Genomic DNA, 19,141 nt, shown 5'->3' on the forward strand with positions numbered 1-19,141 from the left:
CGGTCAGTGGGAGCGCAGGGCGTCTTGCAGCCCTTCGATCGGGTAAAAGCGCAGTTGCAGCTCGGCAAGCAGCAGCGTGCGCATGTCATGGCGGAAGGCAGCGCGCCAGCCGGGCTGGCCATGCACGCGTTCAAAACGGGCGCCGAGCACCGCCGGCGCGGTGGCCAGCAGGCTGTGCTCGCGCGGGGTAAGGGTCTGTTCCATCACCGCATCGACCTCGGCCAGCCGCGCCAGCTCGGGCGAAACCTGTACCAGCTGGTCGCGCAGGCGCCCGCGCAGGCGCCCGGTGGCGGTCTGGATGGCCTGCTGCAGCACCCGGTAGCGCTGGCGCAACGAGGCGAAGTTGGGCGTAGCGGCCGCCTCGGCCAGGTCAAGCAGGCGCTCGGCCTCGGCATCCTCGCTGATCGAGGCCAGCAGGCTGGTGTGGGCCTGGGTGCAGTCGGCCAGCACATCGTCGATCGCTTCGGCGGCCTCGCCGGGCTCGGGCAGGCGTCCGCCCAAGGCTCCTGACAAGGCCACGGCACGGCTCCAGTCCACCCATTGGCCGAGACGATCGGTCAGAGCGGGACTGGTGGCCGGCATCGCGCCGTCACTGAGACGGGCGAGCAGGCGGAGGAACTCCGGTCCACCCAGGACCGGCTGCGCTGCGTTCGCCATCAAGGGGTTGGGTGCCAAAAACCGTTGATTTTACAACCAGATGACCCTGGCTGGATGAAGGCGGGGGCGGGGGTGGGGACCGGCAGGCGCCACAAGGCTTAGAATGTCCGGCTGCACCCATCCCGTTCGACCCTTGGAGTTCCCAATGACTGTTGCGCAGTTCTACCCGATCGGCACCCCTGGACAGCCCTGGGGCGACGCGGAACGCGCACAGTGGCGGGCCCGCCAGCAGCGCCAGCGCAGCTACCACGACGACGTGGTGACCGCGCTTGAGCGCCTGGACGACAGTTTCGACGTCATCCAGTACGGCCAGCTGGACTATGCCCCGGACCACTACCCGCTGTTCGCCGTGGTCAACCACGACTGGAACCCGGCGCTGCCGACCGCGCTGATCACCGGCGGCGTCCATGGCTACGAGACCAGTGGCGTGCATGGCGCCCTGCAGTTCCTGGAGCAGCAGGCCGAGCGCTACCTGGGCCGGTTGAACCTGATCGTGGCGCCGTGCGTGAGCCCGTGGGGCTATGAGCGCATCCAGCGCTGGAACCCGGATGCCATCGACCCGAACCGCAGCTTCCGTGACGGCGGCCAGATCGAGGAAGCCGCCGCGCTGATGCGCTGGGTGGCCGAGCGCAAGCCGAGCCTTCTGGTGCACTTGGACCTGCACGAAACCACCGACAGCGACCTGCAGGAATTCGACCCGGCGCGCTGCGCCCGCGACGGCAAGTCGTTCGAGCTGGACAGCATTCCCGATGGCTTCTACGTGATCGGCAACAGCGAAGATCCGCAGGCCGAGTTCCAGAAAGCGCTGATCGCCGCCGTGGCGCCGGTCACCCACATCGCCCCGGCCGATGCCGAGGGCAACCTGGTCGGCCTGCCGCTGCAGTCGCCGGGTGTGGTCTGGGGCGAGTCGCGCTCGATCGGCGCTTGTGCAGGCTTCACCGATGCACGCTTTGCCACCACCACCGAGGTCTACCCGGACAGCCCGCGCACCAGCCCGCAGGAGTGCAACGACGCCCAGGTGGCAGCGGTGTGTGCGGGCCTGGATTTCGCGATGGCGGCGCAGTAAGCCATTCCCGCATCGGTAGCGCCGGGCCATGCCCGGCGTGCACGGGTGTGGTCTAGCCCAGCAGGATCACGCCCCACACCGCGCCCACCATCAGCAGCGCGGTGGTCTGTGCAGCACTGCCCATGTCCTTGGCGTTCTTCGACAGCGGGTGGTGGTCCAGCGAGATCCGGTCGACCACCGCTTCGATGGCCGAGTTGAGCAGTTCCACCAGCAGGCTGATGAAGCACACGGCCAGCACCAACGCCCGTTCGACCGTGCTGATGTCCAGCAGGAACGCGGTGGCGATCAGCAATGCATGCAGCAGCAACAGCTGCCGGAACGCCGCTTCGCCACGGAAGGTGGCGATGAATCCATCGCGTGAATGGATCAGCGTATGGAAGATGCGGCGAAGCCCGGTCTTGCCGTGCGGGTACTTGCCGCTGTTCCTGGGGTGAGGTGGCTGCATGCCCGTCCTGCCATGAGGTTATCTGCCCCAGCATGTGCAGGTGCGCGTCGGGAAAGCGTCGGATCGCTGTTGCCCCTGTCGGAGAACGTGGGCGCCTGAGTGAACAACCCTTCAGTTGGCCGGGCTGCGCGAATCGCGGATCGAATAGATCACCGAGAAGATCTTCCAGCCCTGCTCGGTGCGGATCAGCTGCCACATCTCCTTGCCCCAGTTGGTCCTCACGCCATCGTCGTGGAAGCTGTAGTCGAAGGACACGGAAGCCACGTCGCCATCCGTTTCGATCTTCGTGTTGGAGAACTTCTCCTCCTTCGGTTTCGGCGACGCAACGGCGCCATCGATCAGTGCGATGAAGTTGTTGGCGGGGATCCTCCGCGCCTTGATCGCGTCAGGCTTGGCCTTGCGGATGTCCTGCAGGCGCACGTCCTCGGACACGAACTGCCAGCCGATGTCTTCCGCCCTGTCCGAGAAGAACAGGCGCATGTAGGTCGGCTTGTCCTTGTTGATCAGCGAAGTCCGGAACGACTCGACCACCTGTTCGATCGCCTTGACGTCGGCGGGCGCGTTCTGTGCAGCGTGAGCGGGCAGACAGGCCGGGAGGCAGAGGGCGAGGGCGGTGACGCGTGCACGTGCGATGGACATCGGTGATTCCTGGTGGGAGGGAGCACAGCTGCATTACCGCGCGTAGGTGCGCCAGAAGAGCACGCGGCCTGTGGTCCTGTTCATTGCAACGAAGACCGAATTTCCGGATTCCGGCGCGCAGCGAAAGGCACTGTACGACCTGCTGAGCGTTGCCTCGCCGGGCCACCAGTATCGATTGAACGCAACAGGATCACTGTTGTTGAATGTGGTCGCCTGGCAATCGGCAGGCAACTGCAATGGCACCGCAGGGGGCTTGGTGAACGCCAGCGCGCTGGTGTTCGAATCGAGGTCGTGCACCTCGCGCAGATCGGTCGCCTCGTGCGCCACCCAAGCGGGAATCCATCCCTTGTTCACCTGGTCGGAGTCGATCGCCTCCTGCATCGTGTCGAACGAACTGTCCATCACCAGACCGCAGGCGCACAGCGCAGTGCAGAGTGCGACCATGATGGCGCGTTTTATCCTGTTCTTGCTGCGCTTGCCTGCCATCGGCGGACGTCCCTGTGTTCATCCTGAAGCATCGGTCGGCGCACGCTAACACGGACGCGAGACGCCGTCCTGTGCCGTCATGGCGGAAGTTGCCGGCCCTGGAACCACGCCCTGTTGCATCGGGGTCTGGTCTCTAGCAGCCCGGAATCTCCTGCGGACGGGCCATTGCGCTCAGCGCAGGTGGCGGCCCGACAACAGACACCAGTAGTGCGTTGTAGGCCCGGGTATCGCAGTCAACAGCTGTGCGATAGGAGCGGATGATGAGGGTGGCTTGGGCGGCGAACATCTGCCGCCCGGTCGAAACCGCCTTCTTCTGGGCCGGTGTCATCAGCGTCGCGACGGCGGTATCGGCGTTGCGGAGCCATATCTCGCGCACGGGACCGCGTCGGACTTCATGGGGCAGTATTTTCTGGCTCCGAACATCGGGCTTGAGCGCGACACGGAAATACCCCGGATACCCCTCGTAGGAGGGCTCCCACATGATCTCTACCGTACCCGTCACCTCGGCGCTGCCGGAAAAACGCGTTTCGTTGGGGGCGACGAATACGGATCGGGTAAGGGGCGAGGGCTGTTCTGATACAAGGCGGATTTCGCTCTCCTGGGCGTTGCCGGGCAACGGGCCGCAGAGGAGGACGGCAAACGTGAAGAAGTACGCACTCCGTTTCATGGCTTCGGCGTCCTTGGTGGTGCCTTCTGTGGTCCTCAAATCCCGCTTTGGATAATGCCCGGGATGGGTATGGGTGAGCAATGCGCCTGTATTGCCGATCGATACCTCCCTCACTTGTGGCATGGCGCGTGGGTGTGAGATGTAGTCGAGCACCGCCGCTTCACGTCAAGAGGAACGCCATGCGATTGATCCTGGCCCTGGCCCTGGTTCTGGCCGTGCTGGCAGGCCCGGCCGCCGCCCTGGAGGCGGCAACGCCGGCACAGTTCGACAGCCACGTTGTGCGCGACCCGGCGCTGGGTGAGATCAGCTGGCATATCGACACCGTCAACGCGCAGCAGAAGGGCCCGCTGGTGGTCTGGCTGCCGGGGTCCGGGGCGTTCCCGCACTTCCAGAGTTTCAGCGATGGCAGCCAGGGCACCAGCTTCCCGCGCGACCTTCTCGCATTCCGTGACCGTGCGCATTTCCTGCTGATCGACAAGCCTGGCATTCCGTTCTCCGCACGGATGCACCTGGATGAAGCCAAAGGGCGGCCGATTCCTCTGGATGGGCCGGTCTATCGTGCGGGCCTGTCCCGTGACAACCTGATCGCGCGCACGGTGCTGGCCATTGCAGCGGCGCGTCGCACGCTGGGCGACAAGGTTGACCGGGTGGTGGTCATCGGCGGCTCGGAAGGGGCGCAGTATGTCTTCGCGGTGGCAGGCCTCGCGCACGCCGACAAGGCCGTGGGCTGGGGCGGGCTGGCGTTGCCGCAGTACCACGATTTCGTCATCGAGCAACGGCTGCGCGCCGAGCGCGGCGAAATTTCCCGTGCCGAGGCGCAGGCGTCCGTCGAGGAAATCTTCGCGGCCATCAAGGCGATCAACGCTGACCCGCTCGGTCTGGAACAACGCTTCATGGGTGAGACCAACCGGCGCTGGTCCGGGTTTGGCCCGCATGCCGTAGTCGACGACATGCTGGCGCTGGAGATCCCGTTGCTGCTGGTGCAGGGCGGCGACGATGCCAAGGCGCCGATCATCAATACCGACTTCGCCATGGTGGCCTTCCTGTCACGTGGCCGCAGCAACCTGGACTACTGGGTCTATCCCGAGGCGGACCATGGGTTCCGCGTGGCCGATCCGGACCATCCGGGCAAGCGGATCTCCATTGCGCCGGAAATCTGGGAGCGGGTCTGGGAGTGGGTGAGCAGGGAGAGCTGAGCGTCGGTGGACGTGCGCTATTCGTCCACCTGGTTCCGCGTAGCCGGATAGACCGTCGCACCCCGATTCAACGAAAAGCCCTCCACCTTGCCTGCATTCGCCACCGGGAATTGGAGGGTCATGTCCTGCGCGGTCATGAAGAAGGTGCGCGCCGACAGCGGGAACAGCTCCATGCGCTGCGCGCCGAACAGATCGCTCTGGAAATACAGGCGATCCCCTTCGGCCACCACGTGCGCAGGCTTGTCCAACAGCAGGTAGTCACCTGCCACTTCGGCATTCACCGCAGGGTCGGGCGCCAGCGCGGTCTTCTCGATGGTCTGAAACTCTGGCCAGCCATACTCGGCAGCCACGCTCACCAGGATCTCGTCCACCAGCGCCGCACCGCTGTCACTGTTGGTCAGCACCACGATGCCCTGGCCGGTGTTGGAGTAACCGTAGAGCTGCGCACGGAATCCGTGGGTCCCGCCGGTATGTGCAAAGCTGCTGCCTGCGCCCAGCCGTTCGACATAGAACCCCAGCCCATACTCGCCCAGGCCTCGGGTCAGCATGGCGTCGGTCATCGGGCCGGAAAGCACTCGCCCCGGCGCGCCATGCTGGGCCTGTTGCACCTCCAGCACCAGCTTGGCGAGATCGCTGGCGGTGGTCCACAAGCCAGCGGCAGCCGATTCGGGGTAGACATACCAGCCGCCGGGCACCGGCTTGCCATCGGCAGGATGGGCATGGGCAGCCCGCGCGCGCCAGGTGGACGGCAGCTCGGTGGCGAACGTACTGTCGTGCATCTGCAGCGGATCCAGTACCTGCACCTGCATGACGTCGGGGAAGGGCTGCTGGCTGACGTCGCTCATCAGTGCCTGGATGACCGTGTAGCCGCCGCCGGAATAGGTCCATGCCGTGCCCGGTGTCGCCTCGACCCGGATCGGGTCCGATGTGGCAGGCGCAACGCCTTCCAGTATCTGCGGCAAGGTGGGCAGCGGCTGGCCCTGCGGGTAGCCGAAGAAGCCGTGCACGTTCATTCCGGCGCTGTGATTGAGCAGCGCGCGCAATGTGACCGGTTGCTGCTGGGTGAAGGCATTGTCGGGTACCTTCCACTGCCGCAGCTGTGTGTTGACGGGGCCGTCCAGGTTGAGGCGGCCGAGTTCAACCAGGCGCAGTGCGCCCACCGCGGTGACCGATTTGCTGACCGAGCCCGCCTGGAACAGGCTGTCCGGTGTCGCAGGACGCTGACTGCCCGATTCCAGGGTCCCGTAGGCGCGTGCCCATTCGATGCGATGGTTGTTGATGAGGGCGATGCTGACCGCGGGAACATGGTGATAGGCCATGCGCTCGGCCAAGGGGGTTTTCTGGCCGGGCCGCCCCTTGATGACGATGCGGCTGGAGAGCCCGTTTTCGACGCGGGCGATACGTGCCAGCAGTTCTGCTGAATCGCCCGGTGAGGCCGCCGGCATATCGGCGGCCATGGCGTAAGTGCAGGGCGTCAGCAGCATCAGCAGTGCGAAGGCGTTGGCGCGGACGTGATCACGCAGAGGTCTACCGGGGCGTGCGTTGCTGGCGCTGGGCATTGAGGGGGCCTTGGGTGGGACGGGCAGGGTGTGGAGGGCGCGCCGAGTATAGGGGGCTTGGTGGAAGCGGACGGGCGGGGCCGAGGTTGACGCCTCCAACGCCCCGGCGCACTCTGGGGGCTCGGATCGACAGGCCGTTCAGGCACCCGGTGGCACGGTGGAGTCAGGAGGTGGAACAGCCATGAGCCAACTCACCGACAGCTTCGGACGCAGCTTTCCGTACCTGCGCCTGTCGCTCACCGAGGCCTGCAACTTCCGTTGCAGCTACTGCCTACCTGACGGTTACCAGGCCGATGGCCGCCCGCGCTTCCTGCAGGTGGATGAGATCGCGCGGTTGGTGCGTGCCTTTGCTGCGCTGGGCATGAGCAAGATCCGCCTGACCGGCGGCGAGCCCAGCCTGCGCAAGGACCTGGACGAGATCATCGCAACCGTGGCGGCGGTACCGGGCATCGCCAAGGTGGCCATCACCACCAATGGCACATTGCTGCCGCGGCGCCTGCCGGGTTGGCACCGCGCCGGGCTGACCGCCCTGAACGTGAGCATGGACACCCTGCAGCGCGAGCGCTTCGCGGCCATCACCGGGCACGACCGTCTGCCGGAGATCGAGCAGGGGCTGGCATTGGCGCAGGCGCTGGGCCTGCCGGCGATCAAGCTCAATGCGGTGCTGTTGCGCGGCCTGAACGACGACGAGCTGCCACAGTGGATGGACTACCTGCGCGAGCGCCCCTTCAGCGTGCGCTTCATCGAACTGATGCGCACCGGCGACAACGAAGCCTATTTCCAGCGCCATCACCTGCGCGCTGATGTGGTGATCGAGCAGCTGCTGGCTGCCGGCTGGCACGAGCGCCCGCGCGCAGCTGACGCCGGCCCGGCGCGCGAGTTCGGCCATCCCGACCATCGCGGCCGCATCGGCATCATCGCCCCGTATTCGCGTGACTTCTGCAAGGGCTGCAACCGCCTGCGGGTGACCGCCAGGGGCGATCTGCGGTTGTGCCTGTTTGGCGAGTTCGGCGTGCCGCTGCGCCCGTTGCTGCAGAACGACGGCGACCATGACGCGCTGCTGGCGCGCATCACCACCCAGCTTGGCCTGAAAGCGGCCGGGCATGGCCTGCACCAGGGCCAGACCGGGCTGACTCCGCATCTGGCGTCCATCGGAGGATGAGCAACACGATGAGTGGGGAATGGAATGCGGCCTTCCACATGGCCGATGTGCGCAACAAGCGCATCAGTCGCCGCCGTGCGGTGGCGGTCGGCGAGCTGCATGCGGGCCCCGTGGCCTATCCGCTGATCGTCGAACGCCGCCTGCCCAAGGGCGATGCGCTGGTGATGGCCGAGATTGCCGGCCTGCAGGGCGCCAAGATGGCCTCGATGCTGATGCCGCTGTGCCACCCGTTGCCGCTGGAACTGGTGCAGGTGTTCTGCGCGCCGGTGGCGGAACGGCAGGCGATCCGCGTGTGGTGCGAATGTGCCAGCGAGGCGCGCACCGGCGTGGAGATGGAGGCGTTGGCCGGCGTCAACGCGGCGCTGTTGACCCTGTACGACCTGAGCAAGCCGGTGGAGCCTGCACTGCGCATCGAAGGCATCCGTCTGTTGTTCAAGGAGGGCGGCAAGCGTGGCGTCTGGCTGCACCCCGATGGCATGGACGAGGCTGAGCACGCGCGTTTCAAGCCGCTTGCACCGAAGGGGCTTGGGGGCGCTGCGTGTGCAGTGATTACGTTGAGTGACCGCGCCAGCGTGGGCACCTACGACGATGTGTCGGGTCCGACGTTGGTCAGCGGCCTGCGGCGGCTGGGTGGCGACGTGGTGTCTGCCGAAGTGCTGCCCGATGGTATCGAGCCGCTGGCCGGCCGCCTGCGGGCGCTGGCGGCCGAGGGCGTGCGCCTGTGCCTGTGCACCGGCGGCACCGGGCTGGGTCCGCGAGACCTGACCCCGGAGGCGCTGCGTTCGTTGAACGCACGGCCGGTGCACGGTCTGGCACAGATGGTGCGTGCACTGAGCGCGCAGCACACACCGATGGCCTGGCTGAGCCGGGCCGAGGTGGTACAGCTGGGCGGCCTGCTGGTGTTCGCGCTGCCGGGCAGCCCGAAGGCAGCGGCGCAGTGCCTGGACATCCTGGCGCCGGTGCTGGGCCACGCCTTGGCGATGGTCGATGGTGGTGGCCACGCATGATTCCTTACAGCGAAGCGCTGCAGCACCTGCTGAACGCGGCCACGCCGCTGCCGGCCGAGCGTCTGCCTTTGCATGAGGCTGCCGGCCGCACCCTGGCCAGCGATATCCACAGTGGGCAGTCGTTGCCGCCATTCGACAACTCGGCGATGGATGGCTTCGCGTTGCGCGCCAACGGTGCGGTGTTCGATGCTGGTACCGAGTTCGCGGTGCAGGGCTGGCAGGCCGCCGGCGATGGAGGGGTCGAGGGTGGCGAGGGCGCCTGGGAAATCATGACCGGTGCGCGCATGCCGTCCGGGCTGGATACGGTGGTGCCGGTGGAGCAGGTGGAGATCCTCTCCCGCGCGGACGGCCGGCCGACCCGCATTGCCCTCAAGGCGCCGGCGAAGCCGGGCCAGCACGTGCGCCTGCGCGGCCAGGACGTGAGCGAAGGCGAGCGTGTGCTGCAGGCCGGGCAGGTGCTGGATATCAATGCACGCACCTTGCTGCATGCCATCGGCGTCGGCGAGGTGGCGGTGGTGGCGCGGCCGAAGGCGTCGGTGGTCGCGACCGGCAAGGAGCTGGTGACCGAGGCGGCGCAGACGCTGGAATCGGGTCAGATCCGTGACAGCAACCGACCCTATCTGGTCGGCCGGCTGCAGGCCGCCGGTGCCGAGGTGGTCTGGCAGGGCACGGTGGGTGATGAGGTGGCCGCGTTCAATGCGGTGCTGGATGAAGCACTGGCCGCCGGTGCGCAGCTGCTGATCAGCACCGGCGCGGTGTCGGCCGGTCGCTACGATTTCGTTCCCGATGCGCTGCGTGACCGTGGCGCCCGCATCGTGTTCCACAAGGTGGCAATCCGCCCGGGCAAGCCGCTGTTGTTCGCGGTGCTGCCCAACGGCGCATTGTATTTCGGGCTGCCGGGCAACCCGGTATCGGCTGCGGTGGGCCAGCGCTTCTTCGTGGAGCCGGTGCTGCGCCGCCTGCTGGGGCTGCCACAGGAAGCCGTGCTGCAGCTGCCGTTGCAGGCCGATGTGCGCACGCCGCCCGGCCTGCGCTTCCACGCGCGGGCGCGGGTCGAAGTGGACGGACTGGGCCGCCTGACTGCGCGTGTGCTGGCCGGGCAGGAGTCGTTCCGTTTGATGTCCATGCTGCAGGCCAACGCCTGGGTGGTGCTGGAGGCCGACGGTGACCTGGCCAGTGCGGGTACCTATGTGCGCGTGCATGGCTGGGGTCACCAGGATCCTGTGCGATTGGTGAGCCAGGAAACGTGATGAGACAGGTGACGCTGCAATTGTTCGGTGCTTTTTCCGATCTCGACGCCAGCCGCGAGATTGCGGTGGATGTGGAGGGCGGTACCGTGGCTGACCTGCGCCAGGCACTGCGCGAGCTGCTGCTCGTGCGCTGGCCGGGCTTCCGCGCAGGCCTGCTGGACTATTCGGCGTTTGCCGACCAGCAGCGCGTGCTGCGCGATGGCGACGCGCTGCCGGACGATGGCCGGGTGGCGATCCTGCCGCCGGTGAGCGGGGGCTGAGCCATGAGCGGGAAGATCATCGTGAAGGTAGTGGAGCGCGCGCAGGCGGCGATCGATCCGGCCGAGGGCATCGCGGCGGTGTCCGATCCGGGCTTTGGTGGCATCGACGTGTTCATCGGCAAGGTGCGTGACCTCAACGTGGGGCGCGTGGTGACCGGGATCACCTATGACCTGTTCGAGCCGCTGGTGTTGAACGAGTTCAAACGCCTGGCCGCCGAGGTCGAGGCCAGCTTCGGCCCGAAGCTGAAACTCTATGTGGCACACGCCAGGGGCCGGTTGAGCATTGGCGATGTGGCCGTGGTGGTGGCCGCAGGCAGCCCGCATCGCGACGAGGCGTTCCGCGCGTGCCGACAGCTGATCGAGGCGGTGAAGCACCAGTGCCCGATCTGGAAGCAGGAGCATTACGAGGATGGCGACAGCGTGTGGAGTGAAGGCTGCAGCCTGTGCCATGCGGACGATGAACCCGCACATGATCACCATCACAGCCATTGACCTCCGTAGATCCACGCCCCGCGTGGAAGAGCGCCAGGAATCCAGTAGATCCACGCCATGCGTGGATGGGGCGTTTCCCGCGTACCTGATCGGCGCAGCCGCGCATGGCGTGGCTCTACGGTGAGTGGGTCGATGGACGGCATCGTGCTGGCCGGTGGCCTGTCCAGCCGGATGGGGCGCGACAAGGCACTGCTGCCATGGCAGGGCCGCACCCTGCTGGAACACATGCAGCGCGTGTTGCAGCAGGCCGGCGCACGACGGGTCTGGATCAGTGGCGACTACCCGGCCTTCGGCGGCGTGCCGGACCGGGTCGCGCGTTGCGGTCCACTGGGCGGGCTCTACAGCGTGGCGATGCAGATGCCCGATGGCCCGGCCTGGGTGGTGCCGGTGGATGCACCGCGGATGACGCCGGCGTTGTTGCAGCAGTTGCACGCGGGCGAGGGCAGTTCCTGCACCGTGTTTGCCGACGAGCCGTTGCCGATGCGGTTGCAGATCGATGATCATTGCCGCCGCGTGCTGCAGGATCTGGTTGATGATCCGTTGGCGCGTCGTTCGCTGCGCGCCCTGCAGGAACGCCTGGGTGTTACCCGGCTGCCCCTGGCCGCTGAGGATCGCGCCCTGCTGCTCAACTGCAATACCCCGTCGGAATGGGAGTCCATCGCACCATGAAAGTCCAGCTGCAACAGCAATCGATGCGCCTGCGCGTTGATGAAGAGGAACTGGCACGGCTGCTGGCCGGCGAATCGCTGGAGAACCTGACCCGCTTCGGCGGCAGTGGCGGCTGGGGCGTGGCGCTGTCGCTGCACGCCGGCGACCAGGCGGTGCTGCTGGATGGTGGCACGTTCTGTCGGCTGGTGCTGCCGCGTGCAGGGGTCGAGGCGTTGGCGGAGCGATTGCCCTGCCGCGATGGCCTGGGCTTCAGCATTGCGCTGGATGACGACAGCCTGCTGCAACTGCAGTTCGACGTGGACGTGCGCGACAGCGTGCGCCAACGTGGCCCGCACCGGCGTCCAGAGCCTGCGGCGGAGTAAGCGCTTTGCGCACGAGGGGCTCAAGGTCGCTGTCGTATGATGAGGGCCTTCGTTCCTGCGTTGCTGCAATGCCCCTCACTCCTTCCGTACCGTCCCGTTCCCATCTCTCCACGCCCAACCCGGCGGCGGCCGATGATGGCGACGCACTGCATTTCTGCAGCACCTGCGCGTTTTCCGATGCCTGCATGTCGCAGGGCTACGACAAGACCGCGCTGGGCGAGCTGCACGTGCTGGTCGACCATGTGGGGCCGTTCCAGGCGGGTGACTACCTGTTCCGTGCCGGCGACCCGTTCGACTCGATCGCGGCGGTGCGTGCCGGCATGGTCAAGACTTTCGTTGATGACAGCCAGGGCAACGAGCAGGTACTGGGCTTCAGCCTGCCCGGTGAGGTGATCGGGCTCAATGCCATCCATGGCGCGCGTTTCCCCTGCAATGCCGTGGCGCTGGACACGGTGTACCTGTGCCGGATCTCCTTCCCGCGATTGAGCCTGCTGGCCACGCGCATGCCGGGATTGCAGGCACGGCTGTTCAGTCTGCTCAGTGCCGAGATCGGCAAGGTCGCCACGCTGGCCGCCAACCACCGCACCGAGGAGCGCATGGCGGCGTTCCTGCTGGATCTTTCCGAGCGCTATGCACGGCGCGGGTTCTCGGCCACCCGCTTCAACCTGAGCATGGCCCGTACCGAGATCGCCAACTACCTGCGGATGGCGCCGGAAACGGTGAGCCGGGTGCTGCGCCGGCTGAGCGACGAGGGTGTGATTGCAGTCAACCAACGTGAGATGCTGTTGCTGCAACCCGAACGGCTGGCGGCGTTGGCCGTGGCCAGGGAATCCGATCCGGACTGACGAGACAGCCAAGGGGCCGACCATGAAGCGAGCGGGACTGTTGTTGCTGGGAATTCTGGCTGCGATGCCGGCCTGGGCGGCCGACCTGACGGTGTCGGCGGCATCGAGCCTGACCGAGAGCTTCCGCGAACTGGGCGCGGCCTACGAGAAGGCGCACCCGGGCACCAAGGTCGATTTCAACTTCGCCGCCTCCGGTGTGCTGCTGCAGCAGATCAGCCGTGGTGCGCCGGTGGACGTGTTCGCATCGGCCGATGAAACCACGATGGACCAGGCACAGCAGCAGGATCTGCTGGCGGCGGGCACCCGCGAGGTGTTCGCGGTGAACGCGTTGTGGGTGGTGGTACCGCCGCAGGCCAAGGCGCCGCCGCGCGTGTTGAAGGATCTGGCCGGTGCCGGCGTGCAGCGCATCGCACTGGGGAACCCGGACAGCGTGCCGGTCGGGCGCTATGCCAAGGGCGCACTGGAAGCGGCCGGCCTGTGGCCGTCGGTGCAGGGCAAGGCCATCACCACGCAGAATGTACGTCAATCGCTGGATTACGTGGCACGTGGTGAAGTGGACGCCGGCTTCGTCTACGCCACCGATGCCCAGGCCATGCCGGATCGCGTGCGCCGCGCGTTTGCCGTACCGGTCGCTGGGCGCATCGCCTATCCCTTGGCGGTGACCAAGGCCAGCGCGCAGCCGGTCGAAGCCAAGCGCTTCGCCGCGTTCGTGCGCTCGGCGCAAGGCCAGGCGATCCTGGCCAGGCACGGGTTCGGCAAGCCCTGACGGATGGATCTGGACTGGAGCGCGCTGGGGTTGTCGCTGAAGGTGGCCGGTTGGGCCACGGCGATCAACCTGGTGCTGGGCGTGGCGCTGGGTGCGCTGCTGGCGCGGCGGCGCTTCCCGGGTCGTGAGTTGCTCGATTCGCTGCTGACCCTGCCGATGGTGCTGCCGCCGACGGTGCTCGGCTACTACCTGCTGGTGCTGATCGGTCGCAATGGGCCGATCGGTGCGTGGCTGCAGTCCTGGTTCGGCATCAACCTGGTATTCACCTGGCAGGCGGCGGTGATCGCCGCGGCGGTCGCCTCGTTGCCGCTGGTGTTCAAGCCGGCACGCGCAGCGTTCGAGGAAGTGGATGGCCAGCTGGAGCAGGCGGCGCGCACGCTGGGGGTTTCCGAGGCGGCGGTGTTCTTCCGCATCACGCTGCCGCTGGCCTGGCGCGGCATCCTTGCGGGGTTGCTGCTGGCATTCGCACGTGCGATGGGTGAGTTCGGCGCCACCCTGATGGTGGCCGGCAGCATTCCGGGCCGCACCCAGACGCTGTCGATCGCTATCTACGAGGCGGTGCAGGCCGGGCAGGATGGCCGGGCCAATGTGCTGGTGATCCTGACCTCGGTGGTGTGCATCGTGATCCTGCTGCTGGCCGCGCGGCTGGTAGGCGGGCGCCGCCGGGAGCTGCGCGATGTGGCTTGATCTGCGGGTGCAGCGTCGCCTGCGGGCCGCGGGCCAGGAGTTCGTGCTGGATGTATCACTGCAATGCACGCAACGGCAGGTGGTGCTGTGCGGTCCTTCCGGCGCGGGCAAGAGCCTGACCCTGAAGACGGTGGCCGGGCTGCTTCGGCCAGACCAGGGGCATGTCCGCCTGCAGGGCCAGACCCTGTTCGATGCAGCCACCGGGATGGACCTGCCATCGCAGCGTCGCCGGCTGGGCTATGTGTTCCAGGATTACGCATTGTTCCCGCACCTGAGCGTGCGCCAGAACGTGGCGTTCGGATTGGAACGCGGCTGGTTCAATCCATCGCGCAGCCGGCGCATCGATGCGGTGGAGCAATGGCTGCAGGCGTTCCGCATCGACCACATGGGGGATCTGCTGCCTTCGCAGGTGTCCGGCGGCCAGCGCCAGCGCACCGCCCTGGCACGCGCACTGGTGACCCGGCCGCAGGCGTTGCTGCTGGATGAGCCGTTCGCCGCGCTCGACCACGACCTGCGCCAGCATCTGCGCCAGGAACTGGAGGCAGTGCTGGACAAGACCGGCATCCCCTTGTTGTTGATCAGCCACGACCCGCAGGACGTGGCGATGTTCGGCCAGCAGGTGGCGCGCGTGGTGGACGGCCGGATCGTCGACTAGCGCCTCGCAGGGCCCGGCGCCGCAGGCCTCAGCGCTCGCCCATGCGGGTGATGAAGACCGGCGCTGGTACCTCCAGCACGGCCTCGTTGATCGAGCGACCGCCGAGGAAACCGGCGATGTTCTCGGCAATCTGCGTATTGCCCAGCCACAGTTCGTTGTCATGACTGGCGCCGCGGATCACCATCTGCTGTCCCTTGCTGAATGCCGGCAGCAGTGCCTGGGCATTGGCGGGCGGGGTGCGGCCATCGAGCGTGCCGCTGATGAACAACACCGGGAGGTCACTGTGCAGCGGGCCGCGGAACGACTCGCCCAGATCGGTGAGCCCGAGGCCATCGGCCAGCTCCGGGAACGGAAAGTTCAGGGCGTCGCCAAACACGCTGTCGCGCGCTTGCGCTTCAACCCGGGCGCGGCGCCCCGGACTCTGGCCGGAGGCGATATCCATCGCCAGAGGCATGGCCCGGAACGTGCCCAGATCTTCGCGCATCGTCAGCACGAAGCCTGCCAGCAGGCTGTAGTCGCCTGCTTCGGCCTGACGAAACAGCAGCGGCAGCATCTGCTGTGTCGACCGCCGCCCCAGCGCATTGGCGATCGCGATCTGGGCGTCGTACTCACCGAAGACGACCTTTCTGCCGCCATGCAGGGCGCTGCCCGCCTCCACCGGGTGGCGACGCAGCGCCTGCAGCACGCGTCGCACCGAACCCTGCAGATCCTCGAAGCCCTGCGCGGCGGCGACGATGGCCAGGTCTGCCAGCAGGGCATCGGCTGCCAGCGGCAGCTTGATCGTATCGTCCGGTCCTTCGGTGCCCATCAGCACCACGCGCTCCAGGCGCGGCCCATGCCGGCGAATGGTGGCCAACGCCAGATGGGTGCCATAGCTCATGCCCCACAGGCTGACGCGCGGCAGCCCCATCGCGCGCCTGAGATCATCGATGTCGTCGGCACTCTCGGCGGAGGTGTAGGCACCCAGGTCGACGCCGCCCTTCCGCCATTCGGTGATGCACTTGGCCGCGGTGCCCCGCAGTGCGGCCAGTGCAGTCTCGCGCTGCAGCGGCCGGGCATCATCGAACCGGTGCGTGTGCGAGCACTCCGGGGGCATTTCCGAGAAATCCGTGCCGCGCTGGTCGAGCAGCAGCACGTCGGTTTCGCGACGGACCCGGTCAAACACCGGCCAGCGTGGGCCGAGCGCGGCGCCGAAGCCCGAGCCGCCCGGGCCGCCGGCAAGATAGACCACCGGTGCGGCGCGGCCATCGCCGCCGGTGGTCGGCAGTCGCACCACGCGCAGGCGGATACGCGGCCCATCGGGTTCGCTGTGCCGGCGCGGCACCTCCAGGAACGCTTCTTCGGCTGCGATGGTGCCGTGGCTCTGGGTCTTCATGGCATAGGGCACGAAGACCAGGCCCGCGGGCGCGTCGCCTGCGAACGCCGGTGCGGCGGCGAGGGCGATGCAGAGCGCCACCAGTCGTCCGGTCCAGGGCAGGCGGGGGCAACGGTGGCGGGAAGCGGGGCAGGGATTGCGGAACATGTTGGACTCCGGTCAGGGCTCGGGTGCTTGCGGAGCCAGCATCTGCCCGCACGTGGTGACTCAGCCACGCTGGGCCGCCGAACGTCTCCCCGTGGCTGTCCAATGTCTCCTTGCAGCCGATACGATGCACGCATGCAGATTCCTCGCGTCCTGGCCGTACTCGCTGTCCTGATCGCCGCCGTCGGCGCGTGGCGGCTTGTGTCGACGCCGGACGAGTCTGCGGTGCAGATCCTGGCGGGCGAGATGGCGCCTGCGACGCTGTCGGCCATCGGGCAGTTGCCGGAAAGCCCGCCGGGCGACGTGGACTGGCGCCCGCTCGACCAGGGCGTCCTCGCGGGTTGGCGCGATCCCTACTGGCTGCGCTGGCGATCAACCACGATCTCGGCGCCAGGCGACGCCAGTCGTGCGCTGCGCCTGTCGCTGCGCGGTGCCAGCCAGCTCTACTGGAACGGCCAGTCCTTGCCGGGGAACGGCGTGGTGGGCCGCACCCCGGTGGAGGAGCGCCCCGGTCTTGTCGACATCGTGCGCGAACTGCCGCCCTCGGCTGCCGGCGCCAAGGACGAGTTGGTGGTGCTCGCGTCCAGCCAACACCAGCGCGTTCCCCTGCACAGTGCAGATGCGAATGCGATGGTGGCGCCAGCGGAGATGCTGTACGGCGGCGTCATCCGGCCCTGGCTGATCGCTGCCTTCGCCACCGGAGCACTCGCGGCCGCGTGCCTCTATTTTCTGGCGGTGCAGCGCGGACGCCGGCGCACGCCGGATGCACGCCTGCTGCTGGCATTGTGCGCGGTCGGGCTGGCGTTGCCGGTGGTTGAGGCCTGGCGCCCGCTGCTGGGGTATGCCTACCCGTGGCATGGCCCGCGCCTGCTGGCGCTGCTGGCACTGCATACCGCTGCGGCGGTCCTGCTGCCGGCCTATCTTGCGCGGCGCTTCGCCGTGGCGGTCCCCGGGTGGGCGCGCAGCGCTTTCCTGCTGATGCTGGCAGCGGCGGCCGTGTTCCTGCCGGGCTTCGACGGCCGGTCCACGGGGATCCTGTTGGCGAGCCTGCTCGCCTCGGCAGGATTGCTGCTGCGTATCGGTGATGCACCGGAGGAGCGTTGGCCGATCCTGGCGCTGGTGCTGGCCGGTGCGCTGGCGCTGGCGGTCGAGCGCGGTGCCTTCCTTGATGGTCCGTATTTCCTGCTGCTGTCGGTGCTGATGGGCTTTCTGCTGCTGCGCCATGCGGCGCAGCTGCGCGCCCTGGACCACCACAACGCGCGCCTGCGCGAAGAACGTGCCCAGCTGTCGCTGCAGCTGCTGCAGCGGGGCATCCAGCCGCACTGGCTGATGAACACGTTGACCTGCCTGCAGGAGCTGATCGAACAGGCGCCGCCACGGGCCAGCCGGATGGTCGAATCGCTGGCCGAACAGTTCGACCGCCTGCGCGACAGCAGCGCCCGCCAGAGCGTTCCACTGCAGGACGAGCTGGCCCTGTGCCGCAGTCATCTGGATATCGTCGGCCTGGCGCTGGATCGGGCGATGGTGCTGGAGATCGATGCCGCTGACATGCGGTTGTCATTGCCTCCCGGCGTTCTGCATGCGCAGATCGAGAATGCGCTGACCCACGCCGGCGCCATCGCCTGCGCTCAGCGCCCGTTCCGGCTGCGCGTGCATCGCGAGCGGGATCGCTGGGTACTTGAGCTGCGCAGCGCCCGTGGTTCGTCGCCGCACCGTGGCCGTGGCACCGGCACGCGCTACATCGAAGCCAGCCTGGCAGCGGCCTGCCCTGGCGGCTGGCAGTTCATCCAGGGAATCGAGGGTGACGACTGGCGTGGCCGGATCGAGATGACATGCGCATCCTGATCGTGGAGGACGAACCGCTGGTGCGCCAGCGCCTGCTGCGGCTGTGCACCGAGCTGGCCGGCACCCGCGCGCGCTTCGATGCCGTCGAAGACCTCGAATCGGCGGGCGACAGGCTTCAGCGCAATGTCTACGATGGCCTGTTGCTGGATCTGAATCTGGCGGGGGACGATGGCTTCGAGCTGCTGCGGCGCGCGGTGTGCGGGCGCTATCACTGCGTTGTGGTGTCCGCCCATCGCGAGCGCGCGTTGCAGGCTTTCGAACATGGCGTGCTGGACTTCGTGCCCAAGCCCTTCTCGCGCGAACGCCTCAGCCAGGCGCTGGAGCGCCTGCTCGATGCCGGGCACTACCGCGCCGGGTGCGCCCGCTATCTCGGGATATGGCGCGCGCAGGGCACAGCGCTGGTCGAGCTGGCGCAGGTGCTGTGGATCCGTGCGGACGGTGACTACAGCGAGCTGCGCCTGCTCGACGGCCGCAGCGAGCTGCACGACAAATCGCTTGCCGGCCTGAGCGGCGTGCTACCGCCGGACTTCGTACGGTGCCATCGTTCCTACCTGGTCAATCTGCGCCATGTGCGCACGCTGCATGCGGCCTCGGGCAGCCGCTACTGGCTGGTGCTGAGCGACGGCGCGGAGCTGCCGGTGGGACGCGCCCATGTGGCGGCCTTGCGGCATGCACTCGGGCTGTCATGACCGAAGCAACGCGTGGATGCGTGACGCGGCGATGGCGTTGAGGCGTTGAGCTGTTGTCTGGAGCGGTTCGGCGGACGGACTTGCCGCGACCTGCGTTGCACGGGAGATGCTTGCGCAGGCGGGTGGTCCTGCATCGAGGAGATCCGCGCCATGCCATGCCCTTGCCGGCACCCGGGCATTTCCTCCGCAGTTCGCAGACTCCAGGCAGCGCAGCGCAC

The 19,141-nt window shown here is 67.5% G+C and carries 22 protein-coding genes; 15 read left to right on the plus strand and 7 right to left on the minus strand.

The window, feature by feature from the left end; genetic code table 11:
* Positions 1-3: 3 nt before the first annotated feature.
* The gene (locus ABH900_RS00670; RefSeq protein ID WP_429620303.1) at positions 4-657 is read right to left on the minus strand and encodes a DUF3348 family protein; all 654 of its coding nucleotides are present in this window, start codon (positions 655-657) and stop codon (positions 4-6) included.
* Between the two features lie 145 nt (positions 658-802).
* Here ABH900_RS00670 and ABH900_RS00675 point away from each other — a divergent pair, with 145 nt between their 5' ends.
* A complete protein-coding gene (locus ABH900_RS00675) occupies positions 803-1,723 on the plus strand; it encodes a M14 family metallopeptidase (protein WP_429620305.1) in 921 nt (306 codons plus the stop codon).
* Positions 1,724-1,775: 52 nt separating this feature from the next.
* Here the strand turns inward: ABH900_RS00675 and ABH900_RS00680 are convergent, their stop codons facing one another.
* The 4 genes from ABH900_RS00680 to ABH900_RS00695 form a co-directional block, all read right to left on the minus strand.
* Positions 1,776-2,168 carry a diacylglycerol kinase gene (locus ABH900_RS00680; protein ID WP_429620307.1) on the minus strand — a complete coding sequence of 131 codons (393 nt, stop codon included), beginning with the start codon at positions 2,166-2,168 and terminating at the stop codon, positions 1,776-1,778.
* Positions 2,169-2,279: 111 nt separating this feature from the next.
* Complete coding sequence (locus ABH900_RS00685; protein ID WP_429620309.1) at positions 2,280-2,807, minus strand: nuclear transport factor 2 family protein; 528 nt, start codon at positions 2,805-2,807, stop codon at positions 2,280-2,282.
* Positions 2,808-2,840: 33 nt separating this feature from the next.
* Positions 2,841-3,293: a hypothetical protein gene (locus ABH900_RS00690; RefSeq protein WP_429620310.1), complete on the minus strand. Its 453-nt coding sequence runs from the start codon at positions 3,291-3,293 to the stop codon at positions 2,841-2,843.
* A 133-nt stretch (positions 3,294-3,426) separates the two neighbouring features.
* The gene (locus tag ABH900_RS00695; RefSeq protein ID WP_429620312.1) at positions 3,427-4,113 is read right to left on the minus strand and encodes a hypothetical protein; all 687 of its coding nucleotides are present in this window, start codon (positions 4,111-4,113) and stop codon (positions 3,427-3,429) included.
* Between the two features lie 26 nt (positions 4,114-4,139).
* Between ABH900_RS00695 and ABH900_RS00700 the strand changes: the two genes are divergently transcribed.
* A complete protein-coding gene (locus ABH900_RS00700) occupies positions 4,140-5,156 on the plus strand; it encodes a hypothetical protein (protein WP_429620314.1) in 1,017 nt (338 codons plus the stop codon).
* A gap of 17 nt (positions 5,157-5,173) precedes the next feature.
* On the opposite strand, the gene ABH900_RS00705 is transcribed toward ABH900_RS00700, so the two are convergent.
* Entirely contained in the window at positions 5,174-6,715 is a 1,542-nt protein-coding gene (locus ABH900_RS00705) for a serine hydrolase domain-containing protein (RefSeq protein ID WP_429620316.1), read from the minus strand.
* Between the two features lie 181 nt (positions 6,716-6,896).
* Between ABH900_RS00705 and moaA the strand changes: the two genes are divergently transcribed.
* The 11 genes from moaA (at position 6,897) to ABH900_RS00760 (ending at position 14,870) form a co-directional block, all read left to right on the plus strand.
* Positions 6,897-7,877: a GTP 3',8-cyclase MoaA gene (gene moaA, locus ABH900_RS00710; protein ID WP_429620318.1), complete on the plus strand. Its 981-nt coding sequence runs from the start codon at positions 6,897-6,899 to the stop codon at positions 7,875-7,877.
* An 8-nt stretch (positions 7,878-7,885) separates the two neighbouring features.
* A complete protein-coding gene (gene moaCB / locus ABH900_RS00715) occupies positions 7,886-8,884 on the plus strand; it encodes a bifunctional molybdenum cofactor biosynthesis protein MoaC/MoaB (RefSeq protein ID WP_429620320.1) in 999 nt (332 codons plus the stop codon).
* A complete protein-coding gene (locus ABH900_RS00720) occupies positions 8,881-10,134 on the plus strand; it encodes a molybdopterin molybdotransferase MoeA (protein ID WP_429620322.1) in 1,254 nt (417 codons plus the stop codon). Before moaCB ends, ABH900_RS00720 begins: the two co-directional genes overlap by 4 nt.
* Positions 10,134-10,394 (plus strand): MoaD/ThiS family protein, encoded by a 261-nt coding sequence (locus ABH900_RS00725; RefSeq protein ID WP_429620324.1) that lies wholly within the window; start codon positions 10,134-10,136, stop codon positions 10,392-10,394. The genes ABH900_RS00720 and ABH900_RS00725 overlap by 1 nt, the downstream gene beginning before the upstream one ends.
* A gap of 3 nt (positions 10,395-10,397) precedes the next feature.
* Positions 10,398-10,886, plus strand: coding sequence for a molybdenum cofactor biosynthesis protein MoaE (locus ABH900_RS00730; protein ID WP_429620326.1), 489 nt, complete (start codon positions 10,398-10,400; stop codon positions 10,884-10,886).
* Between the two features lie 132 nt (positions 10,887-11,018).
* Complete coding sequence (mobA, locus tag ABH900_RS00735; RefSeq protein WP_429620328.1) at positions 11,019-11,555, plus strand: molybdenum cofactor guanylyltransferase; 537 nt, start codon at positions 11,019-11,021, stop codon at positions 11,553-11,555.
* The gene (locus ABH900_RS00740) at positions 11,552-11,917 is read left to right on the plus strand and encodes a hypothetical protein (RefSeq protein WP_429620330.1); all 366 of its coding nucleotides are present in this window, start codon (positions 11,552-11,554) and stop codon (positions 11,915-11,917) included. Before mobA ends, ABH900_RS00740 begins: the two co-directional genes overlap by 4 nt.
* 68 nt (positions 11,918-11,985) lie before the next feature.
* Entirely contained in the window at positions 11,986-12,762 is a 777-nt protein-coding gene (locus ABH900_RS00745) for a helix-turn-helix domain-containing protein (RefSeq protein WP_429620332.1), read from the plus strand.
* Between the two features lie 22 nt (positions 12,763-12,784).
* The gene (gene modA / locus ABH900_RS00750) at positions 12,785-13,528 is read left to right on the plus strand and encodes a molybdate ABC transporter substrate-binding protein (RefSeq protein ID WP_429620334.1); all 744 of its coding nucleotides are present in this window, start codon (positions 12,785-12,787) and stop codon (positions 13,526-13,528) included.
* Between the two features lie 3 nt (positions 13,529-13,531).
* On the plus strand, positions 13,532-14,215 hold the full coding sequence (gene modB / locus ABH900_RS00755) for a molybdate ABC transporter permease subunit (protein WP_429620336.1): 684 nt from the start codon (positions 13,532-13,534) through the stop codon (positions 14,213-14,215).
* The gene (locus ABH900_RS00760) at positions 14,205-14,870 is read left to right on the plus strand and encodes a sulfate/molybdate ABC transporter ATP-binding protein (protein ID WP_429620338.1); all 666 of its coding nucleotides are present in this window, start codon (positions 14,205-14,207) and stop codon (positions 14,868-14,870) included. The genes modB and ABH900_RS00760 overlap by 11 nt, the downstream gene beginning before the upstream one ends.
* A gap of 28 nt (positions 14,871-14,898) precedes the next feature.
* Here the strand turns inward: ABH900_RS00760 and ABH900_RS00765 are convergent, their stop codons facing one another.
* On the minus strand, positions 14,899-16,392 hold the full coding sequence (locus ABH900_RS00765) for an alpha/beta hydrolase (RefSeq protein WP_429620340.1): 1,494 nt from the start codon (positions 16,390-16,392) through the stop codon (positions 14,899-14,901).
* A gap of 132 nt (positions 16,393-16,524) precedes the next feature.
* Here ABH900_RS00765 and ABH900_RS00770 point away from each other — a divergent pair, with 132 nt between their 5' ends.
* A complete protein-coding gene (locus ABH900_RS00770; protein ID WP_429620342.1) occupies positions 16,525-18,234 on the plus strand; it encodes a histidine kinase in 1,710 nt (569 codons plus the stop codon).
* On the plus strand, positions 18,222-18,923 hold the full coding sequence (locus tag ABH900_RS00775; RefSeq protein WP_429620344.1) for a LytR/AlgR family response regulator transcription factor: 702 nt from the start codon (positions 18,222-18,224) through the stop codon (positions 18,921-18,923). Before ABH900_RS00770 ends, ABH900_RS00775 begins: the two co-directional genes overlap by 13 nt.
* The last annotated feature ends 218 nt before the right edge of the window (positions 18,924-19,141 follow it).

This window comes from Stenotrophomonas sp. AN71, assembly GCF_050435725.1.
Classification (GTDB): Bacteria; Pseudomonadota; Gammaproteobacteria; order Xanthomonadales; family Xanthomonadaceae; genus Stenotrophomonas.

Excerpts from the sequence above, each read along its gene's own strand:
- ABH900_RS00670 (WP_429620303.1), bottom strand. The coding sequence starts at position 657 with ATGGCGAACGCAGCGCAGCCGGTCCTGGGTGGACCGGAGTTCCTCCGC.
- ABH900_RS00675 (WP_429620305.1), top strand. The coding sequence starts at position 803 with ATGACTGTTGCGCAGTTCTACCCGATCGGCACCCCTGGACAGCCCTGG.
- ABH900_RS00680 (WP_429620307.1), bottom strand. The coding sequence starts at position 2,168 with ATGCAGCCACCTCACCCCAGGAACAGCGGCAAGTACCCGCACGGCAAG.
- ABH900_RS00685 (WP_429620309.1), bottom strand. The coding sequence starts at position 2,807 with ATGTCCATCGCACGTGCACGCGTCACCGCCCTCGCCCTCTGCCTCCCG.
- ABH900_RS00690 (WP_429620310.1), bottom strand. The coding sequence starts at position 3,293 with ATGGCAGGCAAGCGCAGCAAGAACAGGATAAAACGCGCCATCATGGTC.
- ABH900_RS00700 (WP_429620314.1), top strand. The coding sequence starts at position 4,140 with ATGCGATTGATCCTGGCCCTGGCCCTGGTTCTGGCCGTGCTGGCAGGC.
- ABH900_RS00705 (WP_429620316.1), bottom strand. The coding sequence starts at position 6,715 with ATGCCCAGCGCCAGCAACGCACGCCCCGGTAGACCTCTGCGTGATCAC.
- moaA (WP_429620318.1), top strand. The coding sequence starts at position 6,897 with ATGAGCCAACTCACCGACAGCTTCGGACGCAGCTTTCCGTACCTGCGC.
- moaCB (WP_429620320.1), top strand. The coding sequence starts at position 7,886 with ATGAGTGGGGAATGGAATGCGGCCTTCCACATGGCCGATGTGCGCAAC.
- ABH900_RS00720 (WP_429620322.1), top strand. The coding sequence starts at position 8,881 with ATGATTCCTTACAGCGAAGCGCTGCAGCACCTGCTGAACGCGGCCACG.
- ABH900_RS00725 (WP_429620324.1), top strand. The coding sequence starts at position 10,134 with ATGAGACAGGTGACGCTGCAATTGTTCGGTGCTTTTTCCGATCTCGAC.
- ABH900_RS00730 (WP_429620326.1), top strand. The coding sequence starts at position 10,398 with ATGAGCGGGAAGATCATCGTGAAGGTAGTGGAGCGCGCGCAGGCGGCG.
- mobA (WP_429620328.1), top strand. The coding sequence starts at position 11,019 with ATGGACGGCATCGTGCTGGCCGGTGGCCTGTCCAGCCGGATGGGGCGC.
- ABH900_RS00740 (WP_429620330.1), top strand. The coding sequence starts at position 11,552 with ATGAAAGTCCAGCTGCAACAGCAATCGATGCGCCTGCGCGTTGATGAA.
- ABH900_RS00745 (WP_429620332.1), top strand. The coding sequence starts at position 11,986 with ATGCCCCTCACTCCTTCCGTACCGTCCCGTTCCCATCTCTCCACGCCC.
- modA (WP_429620334.1), top strand. The coding sequence starts at position 12,785 with ATGAAGCGAGCGGGACTGTTGTTGCTGGGAATTCTGGCTGCGATGCCG.
- modB (WP_429620336.1), top strand. The coding sequence starts at position 13,532 with ATGGATCTGGACTGGAGCGCGCTGGGGTTGTCGCTGAAGGTGGCCGGT.
- ABH900_RS00760 (WP_429620338.1), top strand. The coding sequence starts at position 14,205 with ATGTGGCTTGATCTGCGGGTGCAGCGTCGCCTGCGGGCCGCGGGCCAG.
- ABH900_RS00765 (WP_429620340.1), bottom strand. The coding sequence starts at position 16,392 with ATGTTCCGCAATCCCTGCCCCGCTTCCCGCCACCGTTGCCCCCGCCTG.
- ABH900_RS00770 (WP_429620342.1), top strand. The coding sequence starts at position 16,525 with ATGCAGATTCCTCGCGTCCTGGCCGTACTCGCTGTCCTGATCGCCGCC.
- ABH900_RS00775 (WP_429620344.1), top strand. The coding sequence starts at position 18,222 with ATGCGCATCCTGATCGTGGAGGACGAACCGCTGGTGCGCCAGCGCCTG.